The sequence below is a fragment of the Pseudomonas sp. FR229a genome (assembly GCF_030209115.1).
Classification (GTDB): Bacteria; Pseudomonadota; Gammaproteobacteria; order Pseudomonadales; family Pseudomonadaceae; genus Aquipseudomonas; species Aquipseudomonas moraviensis_A.
In genome coordinates this window covers 236327-255364 of record NZ_JARVSP010000025.1, presented here as the reverse complement: position 1 = coordinate 255364, position 19038 = coordinate 236327, and the positions used below count along the sequence as shown (strand labels likewise).

Below are 19038 nucleotides of genomic sequence, written 5' to 3'. Positions count from 1 at the left end.
CTTTCGCGAGCAGGCTCGCTCCCACAGGAAAAATGCATTTTCAATGTGGGAGCGAGCCTGCTCGCAAAGAGGATCACCCAGCGATAAAACTCACCCGCACCTTCAACCCCGCCTGCTCACCGTCATGCAAGGTGATCTGCGCCAGATGCGCCCGGCAGATCTCGCCGACAATCGCCAGGCCCAGGCCTGATCCGGCGACCTGCTGATTACGCCGGTAAAACCGCTCGAACACGCGATCGCGCTCTTCCTGCGGAATGCCTGGCCCGTCGTCTTCTACCTCAAGCACCGCCGGTGCCGTCACCCGCAAGATCACATTGCCACCCTGCGGGGTATGCGCCAGTGCGTTATCGACCAGATTGCTCAGCAGTTCGTTGAGCAAGGTCGGTTCGCCACGCAGCCACACCGGCTCATCCGCCTCCAAGGCCAGCGCTACGCCGCGCTTGTGCGCCAGAGGCGCCATGGCCATACCCAGCTCGCGCGCCAATTGGCTCAGATCGAGCAGTTGCGCGCCGCCCTCGGCGATCGCCCGCGCACCGTTTTCGACGCGGGCCAGCGACAGCAGCTGATTGGCCAGATGCGTCAGGCGATCGGTGCTTTGTGCGGATGATTCGAGGGTTGTACGCCAGGTCTCCGGCTCGTCTGAACGCAGGCCCAATTCCAGCCGAGCTTTCAGCGCCGCCAACGGCGTACGCAATTCGTGGGCAGCATCGGCGATGAACTGCGCTTGCCGCTCGAACTGGCCGCGCAGGCGCTCGGTGAAATGGTTGAGCGCGCGAACCAATGGCCCGAGTTCATGCTGGACTTCCACCAGCGGCAGTGGCCGCAAGTCGTCGGGCTGGCGCTCTTCGACGGCGGTGCGCAAGCGCTCCAGCGGGCGCAGCGCCGCGCTCACTGCGAACCACACCAGCAACAACGCACCCACGGCCAGCATGCCCAGACGCAGCAACGTATCCGCCGCCAGACTGCGCGCCATGCTGACGCGCGCTTCGTCGGTTTCGGCCACGCGGATTTCCGCCATGCCGTTCATGTTCGGCTCGCTCACAGCTTTGAGCAGGCTGACCACGCGTACGTTCTGGCCGTTGTACTTGGCATTATAGAAGCGGGCGAGCGCCGGATAGCTATCCGTGCGCGGCGTGCCGGGCGGTGGCCCGGGCAGATTCTCGTAGCCGGAAATCAGCTTCTGGTGGATGTCGTTGACCTGGTAATAGATGCGCCCGGCGCTGTCGTAGGCGAAGGTGTCCAATGCCACGTAAGGCACGTCGGCGCTGAGGCTGCCATCGCGCTGCGACAACCCCGCCGCAATGGTCCGCGCCGAGGCCAGCAGTGTGCGGTCATACGCGGTGTCGGCGGCTTCGCGACCATTCCAGTAAGCGCTCAAGCCACTGGCGAGCATCAGCACCACCAGCAACCATCCGAGGTTCCACAGCAACCGCCAGCGCAGGCTGCTGGGCTTATGCATCGCGGCTTTCCAGCAGGTAGCCGAGGCCGCGGAAAGTCACGATGGCCACGGGCTGGCCGTCGAGCTTCTTGCGCAAGCGGTGCACGTAGATTTCGATCGCGTCGGGGCTGGCTTCTTCGTCGAGGCCGAATACCTGGGCGGCGAGCTGTTCCTTGCTCATCACTCGCCCCGGCCGCGCGATCAACGCTTCGAGAACGGCTTGCTCGCGTGACGTCAGGGTCAGCAATTCTTCGCCGAGGGTGAAGCGTCGGGTGTCGAGGTCATAGGCCAGCACACCACAGCGCTGCTGACGCTCGCCGCCCAGGACACTGCGGCGCAGCAAGGCTTTGACCCGCGCTTCCAGTTCCGTCAGTTCAAACGGCTTGGCCAGATAATCGTCAGCACCGAGATTGAGACCATGTACGCGGTCCTTAACGTCACTGCGCGCCGTCAGCATCAGGACGGGCAGGTTCTTGCCGCGGGCACGCAGACGGGCCAGTACCTCGAAACCGTCCATGCGCGGCAGGCCGACGTCGAGAATCGCCACGGCGTATTCCTCACTGCCGAGCGCCAGGTCGGCGGCCACGCCATCGTGCAACACATCCACGGTCAGACCGGTGCTCTTGAGCGCCTGAGCCACGCTTTCGGCCAGTTGCAGATGGTCTTCGACGAGCAGGACACGCATGGATTGTTACCTCGTTCAGGGTCGGCCGACGCCGCGCTTTGCCGCGGAGTTTACAGCCGCAACCGCCGCTGTGAAGCCTGAAAACCGTGAAAGACAACTGAAAGGTTGCTGAAAGGTTAGCCGGTTAGAGTCGGCCCACGGACAGTTTCGACTGTCGCCGCTGCTGCCACACAGCGCAACGCAAAACGCCACGAAGCGTTTTCGACCAATAAGAACAATAATCGGAGTACCCCGCATGTCGTACATGCACACCCGGGCTTTCTCACAGGCCGACACCCTTCGCTGCAACCCCGCCCTCGCCGGTTTTTCCGTGACGGGCTACGCCGTTTTTCCTTCCGATATTCCAGTCAATGCGTCCGCGCAACGAACACCTGCGCCCGCTGCTGAGCAAAGCGTTGCCCTTTGGTAATTCTGCACGTCCATAACAACAACTCCCAAGGAGACTCAGATGAACTTATCACTGCGTAAAATTGCGCTCGCCACTGGCGCGATGCTGTTTGCCGGGCAACTGCTGGCCGAGCCGAAACGGCCTGAATGCATCGCCCCCGCCTCCCCCGGCGGTGGTTTCGACCTGACCTGCAAACTGGTGCAGAGCGCGCTGGTCAACCAGAAGCTGCTGAGCAAGCCGATGCGCGTGACCTACATGCCCGGCGGTGTCGGTGCGGTGGCGTACAACGCAGTGGTTGCGCAACGTCCGGCGGATGCCGGCACGCTGGTAGCCTGGTCGAGCGGTTCGCTGTTGAACCTGGCTCAGGGCAAGTTCGGTCGCTTCGATGAAACCAACGTGCGCTGGCTCGCGGCGGTCGGCACCAGCTATGGCGCCATCGCGGTGAAAAGCGATTCGCCCTACAAGACCCTCGACGATCTCGTGCAGGCCTTGAAGAAAGATCCAGGCTCGGTGGTCATTGGCTCCGGCGGCACCGTCGGCAGCCAGGACTGGATGCAAACTGCATTGATCGCCAAGGCCGCCGGGATCAATCCCCGTGAGCTGCGTTACGTGGCACTCGAAGGCGGCGGCGAAATCGCCACTGCTCTGCTCGGCGGTCACATCCAGGTCGGCAGTACCGACATCTCCGACTCCATGCCGCACATCCAGAGCGGTGACATGCGCCTGCTCGCGGTGTTCGCCGACAAGCGTCTCGACGAGCCGGAAATGAAAGACATCCCGACCGCCCGCGAGCAGGGCTACGACATCGTCTGGCCGGTGGTGCGCGGCTTCTACCTCGGGCCGAAAGTCAGCGACGAAGACTACGCCTGGTGGAAAGACGCGTTCGACAAACTGCTGGCCTCCGACGAGTTCGCCACCCTGCGCGATCAGCGTGAACTGTTCCCGTTCGCCATGACTGGCGCGGAATTGGACACCTATGTGAAGAAGCAGGTCGCCGACTACAAAGTGCTGGCCAAAGAGTTCGGCCTGATCCAGTGATCGTCTCTGTCTAGTGGCCGCGCTCCCCGCTTCGGGGGCGCGGCACAGGAGTTCTCATGCTTATTCAACGCATTTTCGCCTCGGTGTTGCTGCTGGTTTGCGCCGGTCTGGCACTGATGGCGTGGCCGTACCAGGCGGCTTTTTCCTACGAACCGGTCGGCCCGCGCGCCTTCCCGCTGCTGATGCTTGGCCTGATGGGCCTGGCGCTGCTGTACATGGTGTTCCGCCCGGCGCCGATCAAACACAGTGAAGACGAGCCGCCGCTGGACCGCGAAACCCTGACCAAGATTGCAATCTGCGTCGCACTGTTGCTGGTGTTCGCCGGCCTGTTCGAACCGCTGGGTTTCATCCTCAGCAGCATCGTGATCGGCATTCCGATGGCGCGCCTGTACGGCGGGCGCTGGGTGCCGAGCATCGTCGTCACCACGCTGATGGCCATTGGTCTGTACCTGTTGTTCGATCGGGTGATGGAAGTCCCGCTGCCCCTTGGCCTGCTCGACGTGCTGGAGAACTGATATGGATACCCTCGGTTATTTGGGTCAAGGCTTCGGCGTCGCGCTGAGCCCGTACAACCTGGTCACGGCGCTGACCGGCACCTTGATCGGCACCGTCGTCGGCCTGCTGCCGGGCCTCGGCCCGATTAACGGCGTGGCGCTGCTGATCCCGATCGCGTTCGCGCTCGGTTTGCCGCCGGAGTCAGCGCTGATCCTGCTCGCGGCGGTGTATCTGGGCTGCGAATACGGCGGCCGGATCAGCTCGATCCTGCTGAACATTCCTGGCGAAGCATCCACCGTCATGACCACCCTCGACGGCTACCCGATGGCCCGCCAAGGCATGGCTGGTGTGGCATTGTCGCTGTCGGCGTGGAGTTCGTTCATCGGCGCGTTCATCGCCACGTGCGGGATGGTGTTGTTTGCGCCGCTGCTGGCGAAGTGGGCGATTGCTTTCGGACCGGCGGAATATTTCGTGTTGATGGTGTTTGCGATCGTCTGTCTCGGCGGCATGGCCGGTGATCGACCATTGAAGACCTTTATCGCGGCATTGATCGGCCTGTTCCTGTCCAGCGTCGGCATCGACGCGAACAGCGGCGTGTACCGTTTTACCGGCGACAACATTCACCTGACCGACGGCATTCAATTCGTGGTGCTGGTGCTGGGTCTGTTCTCGATCAGCGAAATCCTCTTGCTGCTGGAAAAAACCCATCGCGGCCAGGAAGCGGTAAAAGCGACCGGGCGCATGATGTTCAACTTCAAGGAAGCGGCTTCGGTGTTCGTGGTGAACATTCGTTGCGGCCTGCTCGGTTTCATCATGGGCGTGTTGCCGGGTGCGGGCGCGACATTGGCCAGCGCCGTGGCCTACATGACCGAGAAACGCATCGCCGGTGCGAGCGGCAAGTTCGGCCAGGGCGATGCCCGTGGCCTGGCTGCACCGGAAACGGCGATCGGTGCTTCGGCCTGCGGCGCGCTGGTGCCGATGCTGACACTGGGCGTACCGGGTTCGGGCACCACGGCGGTGATGATCGGCGCGCTGTCGCTGTACAACATCACCCCAGGCCCGCTGCTGTTCCAGCAACAACCGGATATCGTCTGGGGCCTGATCGCGTCGTTGTTCATCGCCAACATCATGCTGGTGATCCTCAACATCCCGATGATCCGCATTTTCACGCGCATCCTCGCCGTGCCGAACTGGGCACTGGTGCCGGTCATCGCGATCATCACCGGGATCGGCGTCTACGCGGTTCACGCCACCACTTTCGACCTGTTCCTGATGGTCGGCATCGGCATCTTCGGTTACATCCTGCGCAAGCTCGACTTCCCGTTGTCGCCGGTATTGCTGGGCTTCATCCTCGGCGGTCTGATGGAGCAGAACCTGCGTCGCGCGCTGTCGATTTCCAACGGTGCGCTGGAAATCCTCTGGTCGAGCCCGATCACTTTCGGTGTGTGGGTGCTGACCGCGCTGATGCTGCTGTTCCCGCTGATTCGCATCTGGCGCAAACGCGCGGTCGCTCGTCGCGCTACCGCCGATGTCTGATCGCTCGTCCCTGAAAGCCTGGTGGGGCACTCCGCTGGTCGGTCTGCTGGGCGGTTTCGTCGCCAGTCAGATCGGCTGGCCACTGCCGTGGATGGTCGGCTCATTGCTGGCGATCATCCTCGTGCGCTGCCTGACCCCGTGGCAACTGGCGGAAATCCCTGGCGGCCGCAAGTGCGGCCAGTGGATCGTCGGCATCGGTATCGGCCTGCACTTCACCCCGCTGGTGATGGAGCAGGTGCTCAGTCATTTCGGTCTGATCTTCTTCGGTGCGCTGGTCACCAGCCTGTCGGCGGTGGTCGGGGTGTGGCTGATGCGCCGCACCGGCGAAGATCGCGCCACCGCATTTTTCTCGAGCATGCCCGGCGGTTCCGGAGAGATGGTCAACCTCGGCGCGCGCAACGGTGCTTTGCTCAGCCATGTCGCGGCGGGGCAAAGTCTGCGGGTACTGGTGGTGGTGTTGTGCGTGCCGGCGGCGTTCAAGTATCTGCTTGGTGACGGCACGCCGATTTCTCATGCCGGCAGCGTCGATTGGCGCTGGTTGGCGATTCTGTTTCCGGCGGGTGCCCTGCTCGCCTGGCTCTGGCAGCGTCTGGGCCAACCCAATCCATGGCTGTTCGGGCCGTTGCTGGTCAGCGCGGCGGTGAGCATCACCTGGGATTTGCACATCGGTTTGCCCAACGGCGGCAGCCAGATCGGCCAATGGCTGATCGGCAGCGGTTTGGGCTGTCACTTCAATCGGCAGTTCTTCCGACGCGCGCCGTCGTTCATGGGCCGGACGTTGATCGGCACGGCGCTGACCATGTTGATCGCGTCACTGGCGGCGTTGGGCTTGAGTGCGCTGACCCATCTGGATCTGCGTTCGCTGACCCTGGGCATGATGCCGGGGGGGATTGCCGAGATGAGCCTGACGGCAGAGACCCTGCAATTGTCGGTGCCACTGGTGACGGCGATGCAGGTGATGCGGCTGCTGTTTGTGCTGTTTCTGGCGGAGCCGTTGTTCAGGTACTGGAATCGCAATGCCGCATGAGTCTTAAGACCGAGTCGCCCCAATCGCGAGCAGGCTCACTCCTACAGGGGAATGTATTGCAAAGTAGGAGTGAGCCTGCTCGCGATGCTTTTAGATTGGTGGAAGGCGCCAGTCGATCGGCGTTTCGCCATTCTGTTCGAGAAACTTGTTGGTCCGGCTGAAATGCCCACAGCCCAAAAACCCTCGATAGGCCGACAAAGGTGATGGATGCACCGAGGTCAGCACCAGGTGCTTGGTGGCGTCGATCAGCTTCTGCTTGCTCTGCGCATGGGCGCCCCAGAGCATGAACACCAGATGCGGCTGCCGTTCGCTGACCACCTCGATGATGCGGTCGGTGAAGTGTTGCCAGCCCTTGTCCTTGTGCGCATTGGCGTTGGCGCGTTCGACGGTCATGGTGGTGTTGAGCAGCAGCACGCCCTGATCGGCCCAGCTCTGCAGGTAGCCGTGGTTGGGAATGTCGATGTTGAGGTCGCGCTTCAGCTCTTTATAGATGTTGACCAATGATGGCGGCGCCGGCACGCCCGGTTGCACCGAGAAGCACAGACCGTGGGCCTGGCCCGGGCCGTGATAGGGATCCTGACCGAGGATCACCACTTTCACCTTGTCCAGCGGCGTCGAGTTCAGCGCATTGAAAATCAACGGCCCAGGCGGGTAGATCTCCTTGCCGGCCGCCCGCTCCTGCTGCAGAAAGCTGCGCAACTCTGCCATGTAAGGCTGGTCGAACTCAGCACGCAGTGCCTCCTTCCAGCTCGGTTCGAGTTTGATACGGTCGTCAGCAGTCATGGTCATTTCCGGCAAAAACAATGGGGCGAACCCTAGGAAAGCCGGCCACGCTTGTCAATTGATCTGACGCAGATCCGGCACTTTCCCCCACAGCGATCATACTGATCGCTCAAATTTCCGATCGAGGTCACGATGAATCTGCACTTCGAAGAACGCACCGGCACCGACGGCGCCCGCATCGGCATCGCCAGCCTGGATGCCGAAAAGTCGCTGAACGCGCTGTCCCTGCCGATGATCAACGCCCTCAGCGACAAATTGAAAATCTGGGCCGATGATCCGCAAATCGTCTGCGTATTGCTGCGCGGCAACGGTGCCAAGGCCTTCTGCGCCGGCGGCGAGGTGCGCAGCCTGGTCGAAGCCTGCCGTGCTCATCCCGGCGAAGTGCCGCCACTGGCCGCGCAGTTTTTCAGCGCGGAATACCGCCTGGATTACAGCCTGCACACCTATCCCAAACCGCTGATCTGCTGGGGCCACGGTTACGTGCTGGGCGGCGGCATGGGCCTGTTGCAGGGCGCCAGCACACGGATCGTCACGCCGAGCAGCCGTCTGGCGATGCCGGAAATCAGCATTGGCCTGTATCCGGATGTTGGCGCCAGCTGGTTTCTCGCACGGCTGCCGGGCAGGCTCGGCTTATTTCTCGGGCTGACCGGCGCGCACATCAACGGTCGCGATGCGCTGGATCTGGATCTGGCCGACCGCTTCCTGCTCGACGAACAGCAACCGCAACTGATCGAAGGCCTGCTGCAATTGAACTGGCAGGAACAGACCGCCATGCAGCTCAACAGCCTGCTCAAGGCTCTGCAGCAGGAGGCTCTTGAGCAAATGCCCGAAGCGCAATGGCTGCCGCGTCGCCAGCAGATCGACGAATTGCTCGACGTCAGCGACGTCACCTGTGCGTGGAAAGCCATCAGCCTGCACCGTGACAGCAGCGATCCGTTGATTGCCCGCGCGGCGAAAACCATGGCCGAGGGCTCGCCGCTGACCGCGCATCTGGTCTGGCAACAGATCCTTCGCGCGCGGCATATGTCGCTGGCCGAAGTATTCCAGATGGAATACACCCTGAGCCTCAACTGCTGCCGGCACCCGGAATTCAGCGAAGGCGTGCGCGCACGTTTGATCGACAAGGATCAGAAGCCGCACTGGCACTGGCCGGATATCAATAACGTGCCGGATGCGGTGGTCGAGGCGCACTTCCATAAAGTCTGGGAGGGGCGACATCCCTTGGCGGATCTGACCCGGTATTGAGCTGACGCGTTGCTCGCGATGGCGACTGGCTTTCCATCGCGAGCGGGCTCAATCGGGCGCCATACGACTCAGACATTCAGCTCGTAAAACTGGATGTTTTCCATCATCGCCCGCTGCGCTTCATCGTCGCCCTTTGTCAAAATGTCTTCGACATCCCTCAATGGCGGAAGCGGGTGCAGACGTTCAGCAATTTGCCCTGCGGTGTAGTCCTGAATCGTTGCTCCTTGGCTGACTCTTATGAAGCCGATAGCGCTTTCACCTGCGGCAAAATGATTGGAAACCCGGATTTTCGGTGCCATGCCGTAATCCACCACGATCACCAGATCATCGCGATCACGGTGAAATTTCAGGTTGTCGATAGTCAGCCTGCGCTCGGAAAAATCGATTCCATCCAGGCCACCTCCGCTGTTGATGATCACATCTCTGCCGAGGCCATCGTATCGGTAGATATCATTTCCAGCGCCGCCGGACAGCGTGTCGTTGCCCGGCCCCCCCAGCAGCAGATCATCACCGGGGCTACCCGTGAGCATGTCGTCACCCTGCATGCCGCGAATCTCTCCGGCGCCGGTTATCGTGTCGTTGCCACGACCGCCCACCAAGGGAAGTGCTCGTCCGTCTCGCAAGGCAGTGAAACGCGTGGGATTGCTGACGATGACGCCAGTATGAGAAGTGTCGGGCGCGGGGCTCAGCTGACTTGATTCCAAGAGTTGCTTCACACTTACGACCGACCCATCGCCGAACTTTACGAGCTCAATCCCGGCCCCCTCAAGTTCACCGTTGAGGGGCAAGACGATGCGGACTTTCTGCGTCCCGCCCCATTGGATATCGAGAGTCGGATGGAGCATTTTCGCCCTCGGCGGATTGCGGTAAGCCGCGCGACCTGGGTTGGGTTCCAGCTCGACATGGGTGGTTTCTATCAACGCAGCACCCCAGCTCAAGTGCAGTGCATCGCGCTGTGCATCTGCTGGCAGAACGACCGTGTCCTGATCGATCAATCCGAACTCGTCTTTCCACCCCGCAGCGCCAACTTCTGCTCGGTGGAAAACCGGGTTCGGTACATCCGCAATCGTGGTGGTCGCTCCGGCGTGCGCTTGGACGATGTAGGTGTCGGCACCGTCTTCGCCGTAGAGCCAATCGTCACCTGAGCCGCTGAGCAGATAGTCGGCGCCCTCGAAGCCCAGCAAGGTATCGTCCCCTGCCCCTGCGGATAAATACGCGCCCGGTGTTCTGTCACCGACAGTGCCGTAGTCGAGTGGGGAGCCTGCATAAGCGACGATCAGATCATCTCCCGCACCGCCGTGAAAAACGTTCTCCACTTCGATATTGACTCGCCCACCGACGTCGTCGCCTTGGACGATTTTGTTTTTGATCGTTGTGCTTTCGATATCCCATCGGAATTCCCTGCGCACCGTTTCGCTCGAACTGAAACTTGCCGCCGGATAAACGTACCAGCCTTCAAGGGCGCCGGACTGCTGCCGGTCTTCAACCAATACATCCCCGATATTGAATGAAAAACCGCTGGCAGAACCGGATCGATAATAGCGAGGCGCCAAGCTTGAGGAGGGCATTGTTCCCTCGGCTTTCACCTGTTTATGTTCGACCCGCGTTGTGGTTTTCGACTGCCTTTCACTGACCACGGCTCGCCCGCCATCAGCTTTCATCCACTGCGGCGTTTCAGACAGTGAACCTGCTTCGACGCTGTGATCGATCAGCTCAGTGTGGGTGGTGTAACCGGTGTCGCTGGTGGTGATATGACTGCGAACCCAGACCCCTTGTTCATTCAGGGTAAAACCAGTGGCGTGTCTGCGGGCGGAGCGTTTTGACTTGCTTTGCGCGAGGAATTCATCGGTCCAGTCAACCGTTTGAACAGATGCCACTGGGCGTTGCGCCGGAGCGGTTACATCGTCTGACTGAAGCGGGTCCTCAACTCTGCTTTCAACGGTTCCTGGGGCGGTTACACCTTCCGGTACGGGTAACTCAGGCACCTCCATCTGCGGCAATGTTTTGTGCAAGACATCGTCATAACCCAGTACCACGCCGTCGCTGAAACTGAATGTGGAGTCCTTCCACTTCTCGTAATTCTTGATGAGTATCGCGTCGCTCGTGCCGTCGGCCAGTCGCAACACCGTGCCGACGGTAACTTCGATAATGTCGGCTTGCAGACTCTGCGCGGAAAACCCTGCGCCGAACCTGATGATGTTGCGGCCACCAGAATCGGTAACAACATCCAGGCCATCGCCAGTGCCGAAATAATAAATATCAGCACCCTCCAGCCCGTCCAACACGTCGTGACCGGGACCGCCATCAAACACGTTGTCGCCGGAATCGCCGCGAAGGTAGTCCGTGCCTTCTCCGCCCAGCAACGTGTCGTTGCCGGCGCCACCGAGCAACGTATCGTTACCTGAGCCACCGTCCAGATAATCGGCATTCGGCTCGGTTTCAGCGCTACTTTCGTAATCGCCGGCAAGAATGTCGTCGCCCGGGCCGCCGTACAGTGTGTCGGCACCGAAGCCCCCCTGTAAGGTATCGTTTCCTTCGCCGCCCTGAAGCAGGTCATTGTTGATTCCGCCCGGCTGCAGGTCAGACACATCGCCATCCAGGAAATCCGCTCCTGCCCCCCCCAGCAGCGTGTCCGAGCCCCCCATGCCACGCAGCGTGTCGTCCCCCGCACCGCCATCGAGGAAGTCGTTACCCTGATAACGAACAGGATGGTCAGGGCTATCGCCGATCAGATCGTCATTGCCTTCGCCGCCGAAGAGCAGATCATCGCCACCGCCGCCCCAGAGCCTGTCGTCACCGGGACCACCGTCTAGCAGATCATCGCCAAAAAAATCTGCGGCGTTACCGTTGACGCCGTCGATTACGTCGTCATCACCCTGCAAAGTGTCGTTGCCAAGGCCGCCATACAACGCGTCGCTGCCACCGTTACCGGCGAGCAAGTCATCACCGCTACCGCCGTCCAGCACATCGTTGCCATGATGCTTGCTGGGTAGACCACCGCCCCAATCGAGATTGTCACCGAGCATCGTGTCATCGCCGCTGCCACCGGCCAGGGTGTCGTTCCCTTGCTCGCCTTCGAGCAAATCGTCGTCAGCCCCGCCGTCGAGCAGGTCCTGACCCCAGCCGCCGTTGATGAAGTCCTTGCCACCCTGCCCATACAGCACGTCATCACCGCCCTCGGAGGCGCTGTTTGTCGAGGCCTTTGAATAGACCGTTCGATGACTGGTGACACCGCCAGCTATGGGGACGTCAGCGCGCTTGACCGCCCAACCCTGCTCCAGCGCACCGGTGGTTTCGTCTCCGGATAAAACGTCGTCGCCAGCGCCACCGATCAAGGTATCCCGGTCATTGCCACCGAGCAGAACGTCTCGCGATGCCGTCCCGATAAGCAAATCGTCGCCTTGCCCGCCGTCGAGCCAGTCGCCGCGACTTGCCTTGCCCTTGGCGTCACCGTCGGCCATGGCCTTTTCGATCGTCGTCTGCTTGTCGCCGAATAACCGATCGTCTCCAGCCTTGCCGAACAATCGATCAGAACCACCCAGGCCGAGAATAACGTCGTCTGCAGCGGAACCGTAAAGTACGTCGGCCTTGTTGCGCTGTTTTACCTTGGGCAGCAGCACAACGTTGCCCAGCTCATCAAAGGAGGGTTGATCGCCGGGGGTAGTGGGATCAGCGTCTTTGGCTTTCCAGTCGCCCTGAAGTGTCAGATCTGCAACTGTGACCGGCTGCCGCTCATGGTCGGGGAGTAGGATGCCAAGCATCCCGGGCTGGAAGTTCTTGATCACCACCAGATCGCTCTGGCCGTATTTGATGTTGAGCGTGTCTTCAATGAGCGTCAGGGTGATTGCCTGATCCTCGGTAGACCAAATGTTGCTCGAAGGTGTGCGGCGCTTTAGCGTGGGGATCGGCACACCGTTGATCCACAGCTGCCCATTGGCGTTGGCATCGAAAATCTCATCAATGCCATCGCCGCTGGAGAACTCGTAGCGGTCACTGCCCTCGCCTCCGATCAAAGTGTCGTTGCCCTTACCTCCGATCAGCACATCATCACCGCCCATTGCGTACAGCGCATCATTGCCATCGCCTCCGCTTAGCGAGTCATTGCCGCGGCCTCCTTCAATGACATCGTTACCCGCCAATCCGGCGATCGAGTCATTTCCCACGCCGCCATACAGATGATCGGCATTGGTGCCGCCGGCGAAAGATCGCCCATCGTCATCACCGAACGTGACCAGCGGGTTCAACACACCGGTGGTCATCGGCGCCTGTTTGCCTGAGGCGAGATCGGCGTAGGAATACTTCTGCAGCGTGTGTTCCCCAAACGAGCCTTGGGTCCGGGCAATCAACCGCGCCAGCATCTGCGCACGATCCGCCAGCCACTGCGCGGTGATAAAACCTTCGCCGGTCAACGGATCGTAGAGTTCAAGTTTGCGGCCGGGATAACCGTCGGTTCGCTCTATGACGACTTCGCTGAGTTGCTGTAAGGAATTGCGCAACGCCAGGCCGAGCGGTGTCTCCTCGCCTGCCAGTTTCGCCCATGCACTCGCATTGCCAAACTCGCCGATTGTTCGGGTGACGATGCTTTGCGACTGCTCTGGGGAGAATGCCGAGAAGAATGCGTAAGCGTTGCTGGCGAAGGTCTCGTTGGAGGTGGGTGAAGCAGCAGAATCGCCGTCGTAAGTGCGCCTGAACATGTCGAGAAATTCGTTCTGGCCGTAGCGCAAGATCAGGTCGACCACGGCGGCGACAGGTGTGCCTTTCACTACATGCTGGATCAGTGGATTCACACTGCCACTGGCTAGAGCAATGTTGATCTGCTCCGGCACCACTGAAAGCAGACTTTGCAGTGGGTTGATGCCGAAATTGCTGATCGCCGCTCGCAGGCCGACGCTGTAGGAGTCGATGGCGAAGAGAATGTTTTTATAGTCGTCGAGCCGGTTGGCCTTTGCCTGAATGGGTGGGCCGTCATCTTCCGCATCCTGTTCGCCGGCAGAGATCAATCTCCACGTCTCATAGGGAGGTTTACCGCCCAACAGGCTGAAGCCGACCGTTCCGGACCAACCGGCATTACGCTTAACGGCCGTGTCTTCCTCGCCGCAAACCTCCTTGAACAGTGCCTCGCCAATCGCGCTTGCATCGATTTCTGCGATCTGGCTGATTGACGGAACGGTCCAGGGCGCCAGTTGACCGGCGAGGGATCCGTTGATCAGGGTATTGATGAAATTGACGGCAACCTGGTTGGATGAAAGCTGCATCAGGTCTTCACTGAAAATTGTATTCAGTCTGAGTTCACCTTGCCGCGAGGTGTAACCACGAATCAGCGCCGAGTAGGCACCGTTTCCACCGTTGGCATCAATAGCCACGGCCAGCCAGAGCCTGGCGTTTTTCAGCACTTCTCCAGCCTCTTTATCGGCAGCGAAAACCTCAGACACTTTTTCGCCAATAATATCGAACAGCTTTTGATACAGAGGAGCGCAGCTGGCTCCTGCTAGTTCCAGCGCATCGTACTGAATTTGTTTTGAGCGCAGCCTCATTCCTTTGCAAATATTGGCTGCGTTGAAAATTTCTGTTTTTTCCATATCGCTAAAAACATAACTCATTGTTACTTCCTTGTAATAACAGAGCGTGAAAGATAATCACTGAGATACTTGAGCATCTCAGGTGCTTCGCGTAATGACGCTAGTCCGAGACCTACGCTCCCGTGTCCCCCAGCGAAATCGAAGTTATCCAGATTGATAGTGCAGAAAAAATTCAATTTTCCGAAATCAAGGTTTTCCAATTCAGCTCGGCTGAACCGTGCCAGTTTCTCGTCAGTCAGTTGTTCCTCCGAAGCCGGACGAATCAAGCCATCACAGTTGATCAACCGAGGGGTTCCATCTCGCCGCGGCCAGCCAGTAATGACAAACGTTCTGACCGAATCTTCATTCTTGAAATGCGGCGGAGGTGCATCCAGCCAAATCTCCAGCCCCGGATAATTTTTCAATTTCACGATCAACTCATCCGGCCAGTTGACGTGCCGATAACCGCGCTCATGGGGCTCGGTGGTTTCTTTTCTGGTAAAAAGTCCGGCATTCAATTTATAAAGCCGCCAACTTTTGGGTATCGGCTCCAGGCGCAGATCCTGGTAACGGTGCAGTCCCGCGCCGGTCCACCAGAAAAACCCCTTCAGAGCAATTGCCAGGCAAGCTTTCTTATTCACCATTTCAGGCATGCCAACGTAAAACTCCGGGACCAGCGTCTTATCCACATAGGCACCGCCTAATATCGGCACCTGCTTCATGCTCGCCAGCTTGTTCTGACAGGCTTTCTCGTTTGCCTGGTGAATAGCCGCCGACTCGGCGGATTGTTCTTTTTGGATATAAAATTCCGCTACGCAGTAACAGACATACACGAACAGGCCATACTTCAATAACCTTTTGAACCACTTGATCGCCTGCTTACGCGACTTCCTGGACATTTCAACCCTCCCGATCAAACCGCAGAACGGTTGATATATCGTCATGCCCGGACATCGCCCTTTCAAAAATCTCAAAGTATTGGCTCACGCCTGATTTCACACTGAACCGACTTGCCGCCAACTTCGCAGCGCTGGCAAGACCATCGTACTCACCCATCGATTTCAAAACCTTGCATACATTTTTGGCAATTTCTTGATGATCGAAGAAATCCACCAGCATTCCATTAATCCCATCAACGATCACTTCCTTGACCGGGGCCGTATCCGACGCAATGACCACGCAACCAGACGCCATCGCCTCCAGTAACGACCACGACAAAACAAACGGATACGTCAAATAGACATGAACTTTCGAACACTGCAGGACCGCTCGATAAGTCTGGTAAGGAAGTTTTCCCGTGAAATGCACGCTGGAGTGATCGAAACCTACCTCCGCTTCCATCCTGCTGCGCCAATTTGCATACCCAACCGCCTTGCGCCCATAACTGACGTCATCACCGCCAACCACGATGATTTGCGCATCGGGGCACTGAGCCTGAATATGCGGAATCGCTCGCATGAAACTGTGAAACCCGCGATAAGGCTCGAGATTTCTGGCGACGTAGGTAACGATCGGCTGTCCCGCTTTGAGCTCGATTCCATTGGGCAACCTGACTGCCCCGACTGTTGCCAGGTCAGAACCTTGAATGACACCTTCATGAATGACCCGGATTGCCGACCGGTAAGCGGCCGGAAAAAGGCTGCGCTGCCACTGCGTAGGCGAAATTGCGATATCACATTGTTCAAGATTCAAAAGATGCAGCGAATTGAGCACCCGCAGCCGTGAAGAATCCGCCGTGGCCCGCGCAAACTCAGGGTCGAAGCCGGAATCGGCGCCCTGCGCTCGATAGTAGTACTCGCAATAGTGGATAAGCGGCGTATCGGGATAGACGTCCTTGGCGAACAGCGTCTCTCCCCATCCGGGATGAGCGAGAATCGCGTCTGGTCGATAACCCGACCGTTTCAACCTGCTCAGGATTGCGAAAACTTGCTGCCCATCCATCACGGCTTGTTCGTAGCGAATCAGATAGGGGTGTGTATTACCGGGCGCTCGGCTGGTCGCTCGATAGCGATAGATTTTCACCCCGACGACGCCCGGTGCCGTGTCCCGGCCTATCGCCACAACCTCGTCATGCCGGGCCATCGCCGCCAGCACCACATGGCGGAACTGACCCGGAAAATTTTGGTGAATAACCAGAAGCTTCATAGCGCTAACGTCCATTTTTCGCCGCTATTGAGCTGAGGATCTCTCACGTCGTTCGGCATCCACAAACGCTAACAAATGCCACGAAATGAAACTGTAGGACGCTTCCGGGAATCCCTTGGGAGAAGGCGAATGAAACTACTTTTCGACGGGCAAAAAAAAGCGGCGCTTGATGCGCCGCTTGTTTGTTTACGGTTAATTACCAGCGGTTGCCACGGCCGTTGTAGTCACGGCGACCGCTGTGGCGATCGTAGCTGCCGCGGCCACGGTGGTCGTTGTCCCAACCGCCGCGACGGTGGCCGTCCCAACGTCCGCGATCATTGCCGTGCCAGCGACGGCTTTCGTAATAGCGTGGGGCCGGTTGGTAGTGACGCGGGGCCTGGTAATAACGCGGTTGCTGGTAGTACCGCGGCGCTGGCTGGTAATAGCGCGGCTGGGTGTAATAGGTGCCGCCGCTACGGTAATAGGAGCCGCCACCGCTGTAATAGGCCGGTGCGGGTGATGTGTAGACCTCTGACCTGTAGTAGCTGTCTCCGTATGAATATGGGACGCATCCGCCAAGGGAAAAAAGCATCACGGCAAGCAGTACGATTCGGCGATACATGGCGGCCTCCTGGACCGCGGGTTGGCCACACCAGCGACGCTGGCAGGCGACAGTCAACAATTCTGTGACTGTCGAAAAATCAGACAGCGTTTTCCGAATCTGGTGCGTTCCTGCAACAAGTTGAAACAAGTGATTATGAAATCCTGTTTACCTCACGGAGATGAGTTTCAGAGGCGATCATTTGACTGATACCGAGCCGATCACCAATTTCGCCATCACCACAATCAGCTTTTCTATCCGGTAGACGGATGCGATTTCCCTGACACACCGCTGAGTCATATCCCCCGCCATTTCAGGCACAAATCCCGCAGTGTTTTCCCGACCATCCCACTAGAATGCATCCCATCGGGCCACTGCCAACGGATCTGCCATGCCGCTTCGTTCTCCCTTGTACTCGCAACGTTCACTGGTGCTCACCTTGGTCGCCCTGCTCGGCGCCGGGTTTCTCGCCACCTCGCTGTTGAGCTATTTCGCGTCCCGCGCGTCGATCCGCGACAACATCGTCAACACCGAACTGCCGTTGACCTCCGACACGGTCTATTCGGAAATCCAGAAAGATCTGGTCCGGCCGATCCTGATTTCTTCGATGATGTCCCGCGACACGTTCATGCGCGACTGGGTGGTCAACGGCGAACAGAACCCCGAGCAGATGACCCGTTACCTCGACGAAGTCATGACCCATTACGGCGCCTACACCGCATTCTTCGTTTCCAATGCCACGCTCACCTACTACCACGCCAAAGGCGTGCTCAAGCAGGTCAAAATCGAAGAGCCGCGCGATGCCTGGTATTTCCGCGTACGCGACATGGGGGACCCGTACGAGATCAACGTCGACCCGGATCTGGCCAACAAGGACAATCTGACGTTCTTCATCAACTACAAGGTCTACGACTACCACAACCGCTTCATCGGCGCCGCGGGCGTGGGCCTGACCGTGGACGCGGTGATCAAGCTGATCGACAAGTATCAACAGCGCTATCAACGCAGCGTGTACTTCGTCGACACCTTCGGCCGCCTCGTGTTGACCGGTGCCGAGGGCGGCCCGGAAGGCGCGCACATCGGCCAGGGCCTCGGCGAACTGGAAAGCATGAAAAGTCTGGTCAGCCAGTTGCCCAAGCCCCACAGCGGCAGTTACGAATACTCCACCCACGGCCAGGGACATTTTCTCAACGTGCGGTTTATTCCCGAGTTGAACTGGTACCTGTTCGTCGATAAACGCGAGGACGGCGCGCTGAGCGAAATCCGCCAGTCGCTGTATCTCAATCTGCTGATCTGCCTGCTGGTGACGCTGATAGTGCTGGCGCTGCTCAATCGGGTGATCAAACGCTTCCAGGCGAAGATTCAGGCACATGCCACCCTCGACAGCCTCACCGAACTGCCGAATCGACGCGGCTTCGACATTCTTGCCGCACAGGCACTGCACGAGGCTCAACGCGAAACCCGGCCGCTGACCGCTTTGCTGCTCGACCTCGACCACTTCAAGACGTTGAACGACACTTACGGGCACATGGCCGGCGATCAGGTGTTGATCGGGTTCGCCCGCGATCTGCAAAGTTGCCTGCGCCACGCCGATATCGTCTGCCGCTGGGGCGGTGAAGAATTCATCGTTCTGTTGAAAGACACCGACGGCGAGACCGCGCAGAAAATCGCCGAAAAAATCCGTCAGCACGTCGAGCAACACGAATATGCCTACGACGGCCACAGCCTGCATCTGACGGTGAGCATCGGCGCCACCACCGTGCAACGCGATGACACCTTGCACAGCCTGCTGTCCCGGGCCGATCATGCGATGTACCGCGCCAAGCAATCCGGGCGCAACCGCACCTGCATGGAAATGCCGCACTCGACTTATGCCTGATCTCGACGTCAAACCCGACCACTGCCCTGCGTGTGGCGCCCGCAACGACTGCAGCCTCGCCGACCCGCGCACCGCCGACCGCGAATGCTGGTGTTACGGCGTAACCATCGATCCGGCAGTGCTCGAGGCGCTGCCGGTCGAGCTGCGCAATCAAGCCTGCCTGTGCCCGCGCTGCGCGCAGGTCGAAGCGCAACTGCAAGCAGGCCGGCGGCCGATCCCGTAAGATGCGCGACCCTTTTTC

The 19038-nt window shown here is 59.4% G+C and carries 14 protein-coding genes; 7 read left to right on the top strand and 7 right to left on the bottom strand.

The window, feature by feature from the left end:
- Window positions 1–73: 73 nt before the first annotated feature.
- A complete protein-coding gene (gene tctE, locus QRN33_RS21250; protein ID WP_042608143.1) occupies window positions 74–1459 on the bottom strand; it encodes a two-component system sensor histidine kinase TctE in 1386 nt (461 codons plus the stop codon).
- Window positions 1452–2123 carry a two-component system response regulator TctD gene (tctD, locus tag QRN33_RS21245; RefSeq protein ID WP_034153139.1) on the bottom strand — a complete coding sequence of 224 codons (672 nt, stop codon included), beginning with the start codon at window positions 2121–2123 and terminating at the stop codon, window positions 1452–1454. Before tctD ends, tctE begins: the two co-directional genes overlap by 8 nt.
- A gap of 448 nt (window positions 2124–2571) precedes the next feature.
- Here tctD and QRN33_RS21240 point away from each other — a divergent pair, with 448 nt between their 5' ends.
- The 4 genes from QRN33_RS21240 to QRN33_RS21225 are packed head-to-tail and all read left to right on the top strand — an operon-like array spanning window position 2572 to window position 6607.
- On the top strand, window positions 2572–3549 hold the full coding sequence (locus QRN33_RS21240) for a Bug family tripartite tricarboxylate transporter substrate binding protein (RefSeq protein WP_285409915.1): 978 nt from the start codon (window positions 2572–2574) through the stop codon (window positions 3547–3549).
- A gap of 56 nt (window positions 3550–3605) precedes the next feature.
- A complete protein-coding gene (locus QRN33_RS21235) occupies window positions 3606–4064 on the top strand; it encodes a tripartite tricarboxylate transporter TctB family protein (RefSeq protein WP_039760883.1) in 459 nt (152 codons plus the stop codon).
- A gap of 1 nt (window position 4065) precedes the next feature.
- Window positions 4066–5580, top strand: a complete 1515-nt coding sequence (locus QRN33_RS21230) for a tripartite tricarboxylate transporter permease (RefSeq protein WP_285409911.1) — start codon at window positions 4066–4068, stop codon at window positions 5578–5580.
- Entirely contained in the window at window positions 5573–6607 is a 1035-nt protein-coding gene (locus QRN33_RS21225) for an AbrB family transcriptional regulator (protein ID WP_285409910.1), read from the top strand. The genes QRN33_RS21230 and QRN33_RS21225 overlap by 8 nt, the downstream gene beginning before the upstream one ends.
- A 90-nt stretch (window positions 6608–6697) precedes the next feature.
- Here the strand turns inward: QRN33_RS21225 and ung are convergent, their stop codons facing one another.
- Window positions 6698–7390, bottom strand: coding sequence for a uracil-DNA glycosylase (ung, locus tag QRN33_RS21220; RefSeq protein WP_042608147.1), 693 nt, complete (start codon window positions 7388–7390; stop codon window positions 6698–6700).
- A 132-nt stretch (window positions 7391–7522) separates the two neighbouring features.
- On the opposite strand from ung, the gene dspII reads away from it, so the two are divergent.
- Window positions 7523–8635, top strand: a complete 1113-nt coding sequence (gene dspII / locus QRN33_RS21215) for an enoyl-CoA hydratase/isomerase DspII (RefSeq protein WP_285409908.1) — start codon at window positions 7523–7525, stop codon at window positions 8633–8635.
- 68 nt (window positions 8636–8703) lie between these two features.
- On the opposite strand, the gene QRN33_RS21210 is transcribed toward dspII, so the two are convergent.
- From QRN33_RS21210 to QRN33_RS21195, 4 genes are all read right to left on the bottom strand, one after another.
- Window positions 8704–14235, bottom strand: a complete 5532-nt coding sequence (locus QRN33_RS21210; protein WP_285409906.1) for a calcium-binding protein — start codon at window positions 14233–14235, stop codon at window positions 8704–8706.
- A gap of 2 nt (window positions 14236–14237) precedes the next feature.
- Complete coding sequence (locus tag QRN33_RS21205) at window positions 14238–15092, bottom strand: hypothetical protein (protein ID WP_285409904.1); 855 nt, start codon at window positions 15090–15092, stop codon at window positions 14238–14240.
- A gap of 1 nt (window position 15093) precedes the next feature.
- Window positions 15094–16338 (bottom strand): glycosyltransferase family 4 protein, encoded by a 1245-nt coding sequence (locus QRN33_RS21200; RefSeq protein ID WP_285409902.1) that lies wholly within the window; start codon window positions 16336–16338, stop codon window positions 15094–15096.
- A 196-nt stretch (window positions 16339–16534) separates the two neighbouring features.
- Window positions 16535–16939: a hypothetical protein gene (locus QRN33_RS21195; protein WP_065615200.1), complete on the bottom strand. Its 405-nt coding sequence runs from the start codon at window positions 16937–16939 to the stop codon at window positions 16535–16537.
- Between the two features lie 370 nt (window positions 16940–17309).
- On the opposite strand from QRN33_RS21195, the gene QRN33_RS21190 reads away from it, so the two are divergent.
- Entirely contained in the window at window positions 17310–18797 is a 1488-nt protein-coding gene (locus tag QRN33_RS21190) for a sensor domain-containing diguanylate cyclase (protein ID WP_285409900.1), read from the top strand.
- Entirely contained in the window at window positions 18790–19020 is a 231-nt protein-coding gene (locus tag QRN33_RS21185) for a cysteine-rich CWC family protein (RefSeq protein WP_042608153.1), read from the top strand. The genes QRN33_RS21190 and QRN33_RS21185 overlap by 8 nt, the downstream gene beginning before the upstream one ends.
- Window positions 19021–19038: the final 18 nt, after the last annotated feature.

Bases quoted from the DNA above. Each gene is read 5' to 3' on its own strand.
- tctE (WP_042608143.1), bottom strand. From the start codon at position 1,459: ATGCATAAGCCCAGCAGCCTGCGCTGGCGGTTGCTGTGGAACCTCGGA.
- tctD (WP_034153139.1), bottom strand. From the start codon at position 2,123: ATGCGTGTCCTGCTCGTCGAAGACCATCTGCAACTGGCCGAAAGCGTG.
- QRN33_RS21240 (WP_285409915.1), top strand. From the start codon at position 2,572: ATGAACTTATCACTGCGTAAAATTGCGCTCGCCACTGGCGCGATGCTG.
- QRN33_RS21235 (WP_039760883.1), top strand. From the start codon at position 3,606: ATGCTTATTCAACGCATTTTCGCCTCGGTGTTGCTGCTGGTTTGCGCC.
- QRN33_RS21230 (WP_285409911.1), top strand. From the start codon at position 4,066: ATGGATACCCTCGGTTATTTGGGTCAAGGCTTCGGCGTCGCGCTGAGC.
- QRN33_RS21225 (WP_285409910.1), top strand. From the start codon at position 5,573: ATGTCTGATCGCTCGTCCCTGAAAGCCTGGTGGGGCACTCCGCTGGTC.
- ung (WP_042608147.1), bottom strand. From the start codon at position 7,390: ATGACTGCTGACGACCGTATCAAACTCGAACCGAGCTGGAAGGAGGCA.
- dspII (WP_285409908.1), top strand. From the start codon at position 7,523: ATGAATCTGCACTTCGAAGAACGCACCGGCACCGACGGCGCCCGCATC.
- QRN33_RS21210 (WP_285409906.1), bottom strand. From the start codon at position 14,235: ATGAGTTATGTTTTTAGCGATATGGAAAAAACAGAAATTTTCAACGCA.
- QRN33_RS21205 (WP_285409904.1), bottom strand. From the start codon at position 15,092: ATGTCCAGGAAGTCGCGTAAGCAGGCGATCAAGTGGTTCAAAAGGTTA.
- QRN33_RS21200 (WP_285409902.1), bottom strand. From the start codon at position 16,338: ATGAAGCTTCTGGTTATTCACCAAAATTTTCCGGGTCAGTTCCGCCAT.
- QRN33_RS21195 (WP_065615200.1), bottom strand. From the start codon at position 16,939: ATGTATCGCCGAATCGTACTGCTTGCCGTGATGCTTTTTTCCCTTGGC.
- QRN33_RS21190 (WP_285409900.1), top strand. From the start codon at position 17,310: ATGCCGCTTCGTTCTCCCTTGTACTCGCAACGTTCACTGGTGCTCACC.
- QRN33_RS21185 (WP_042608153.1), top strand. From the start codon at position 18,790: ATGCCTGATCTCGACGTCAAACCCGACCACTGCCCTGCGTGTGGCGCC.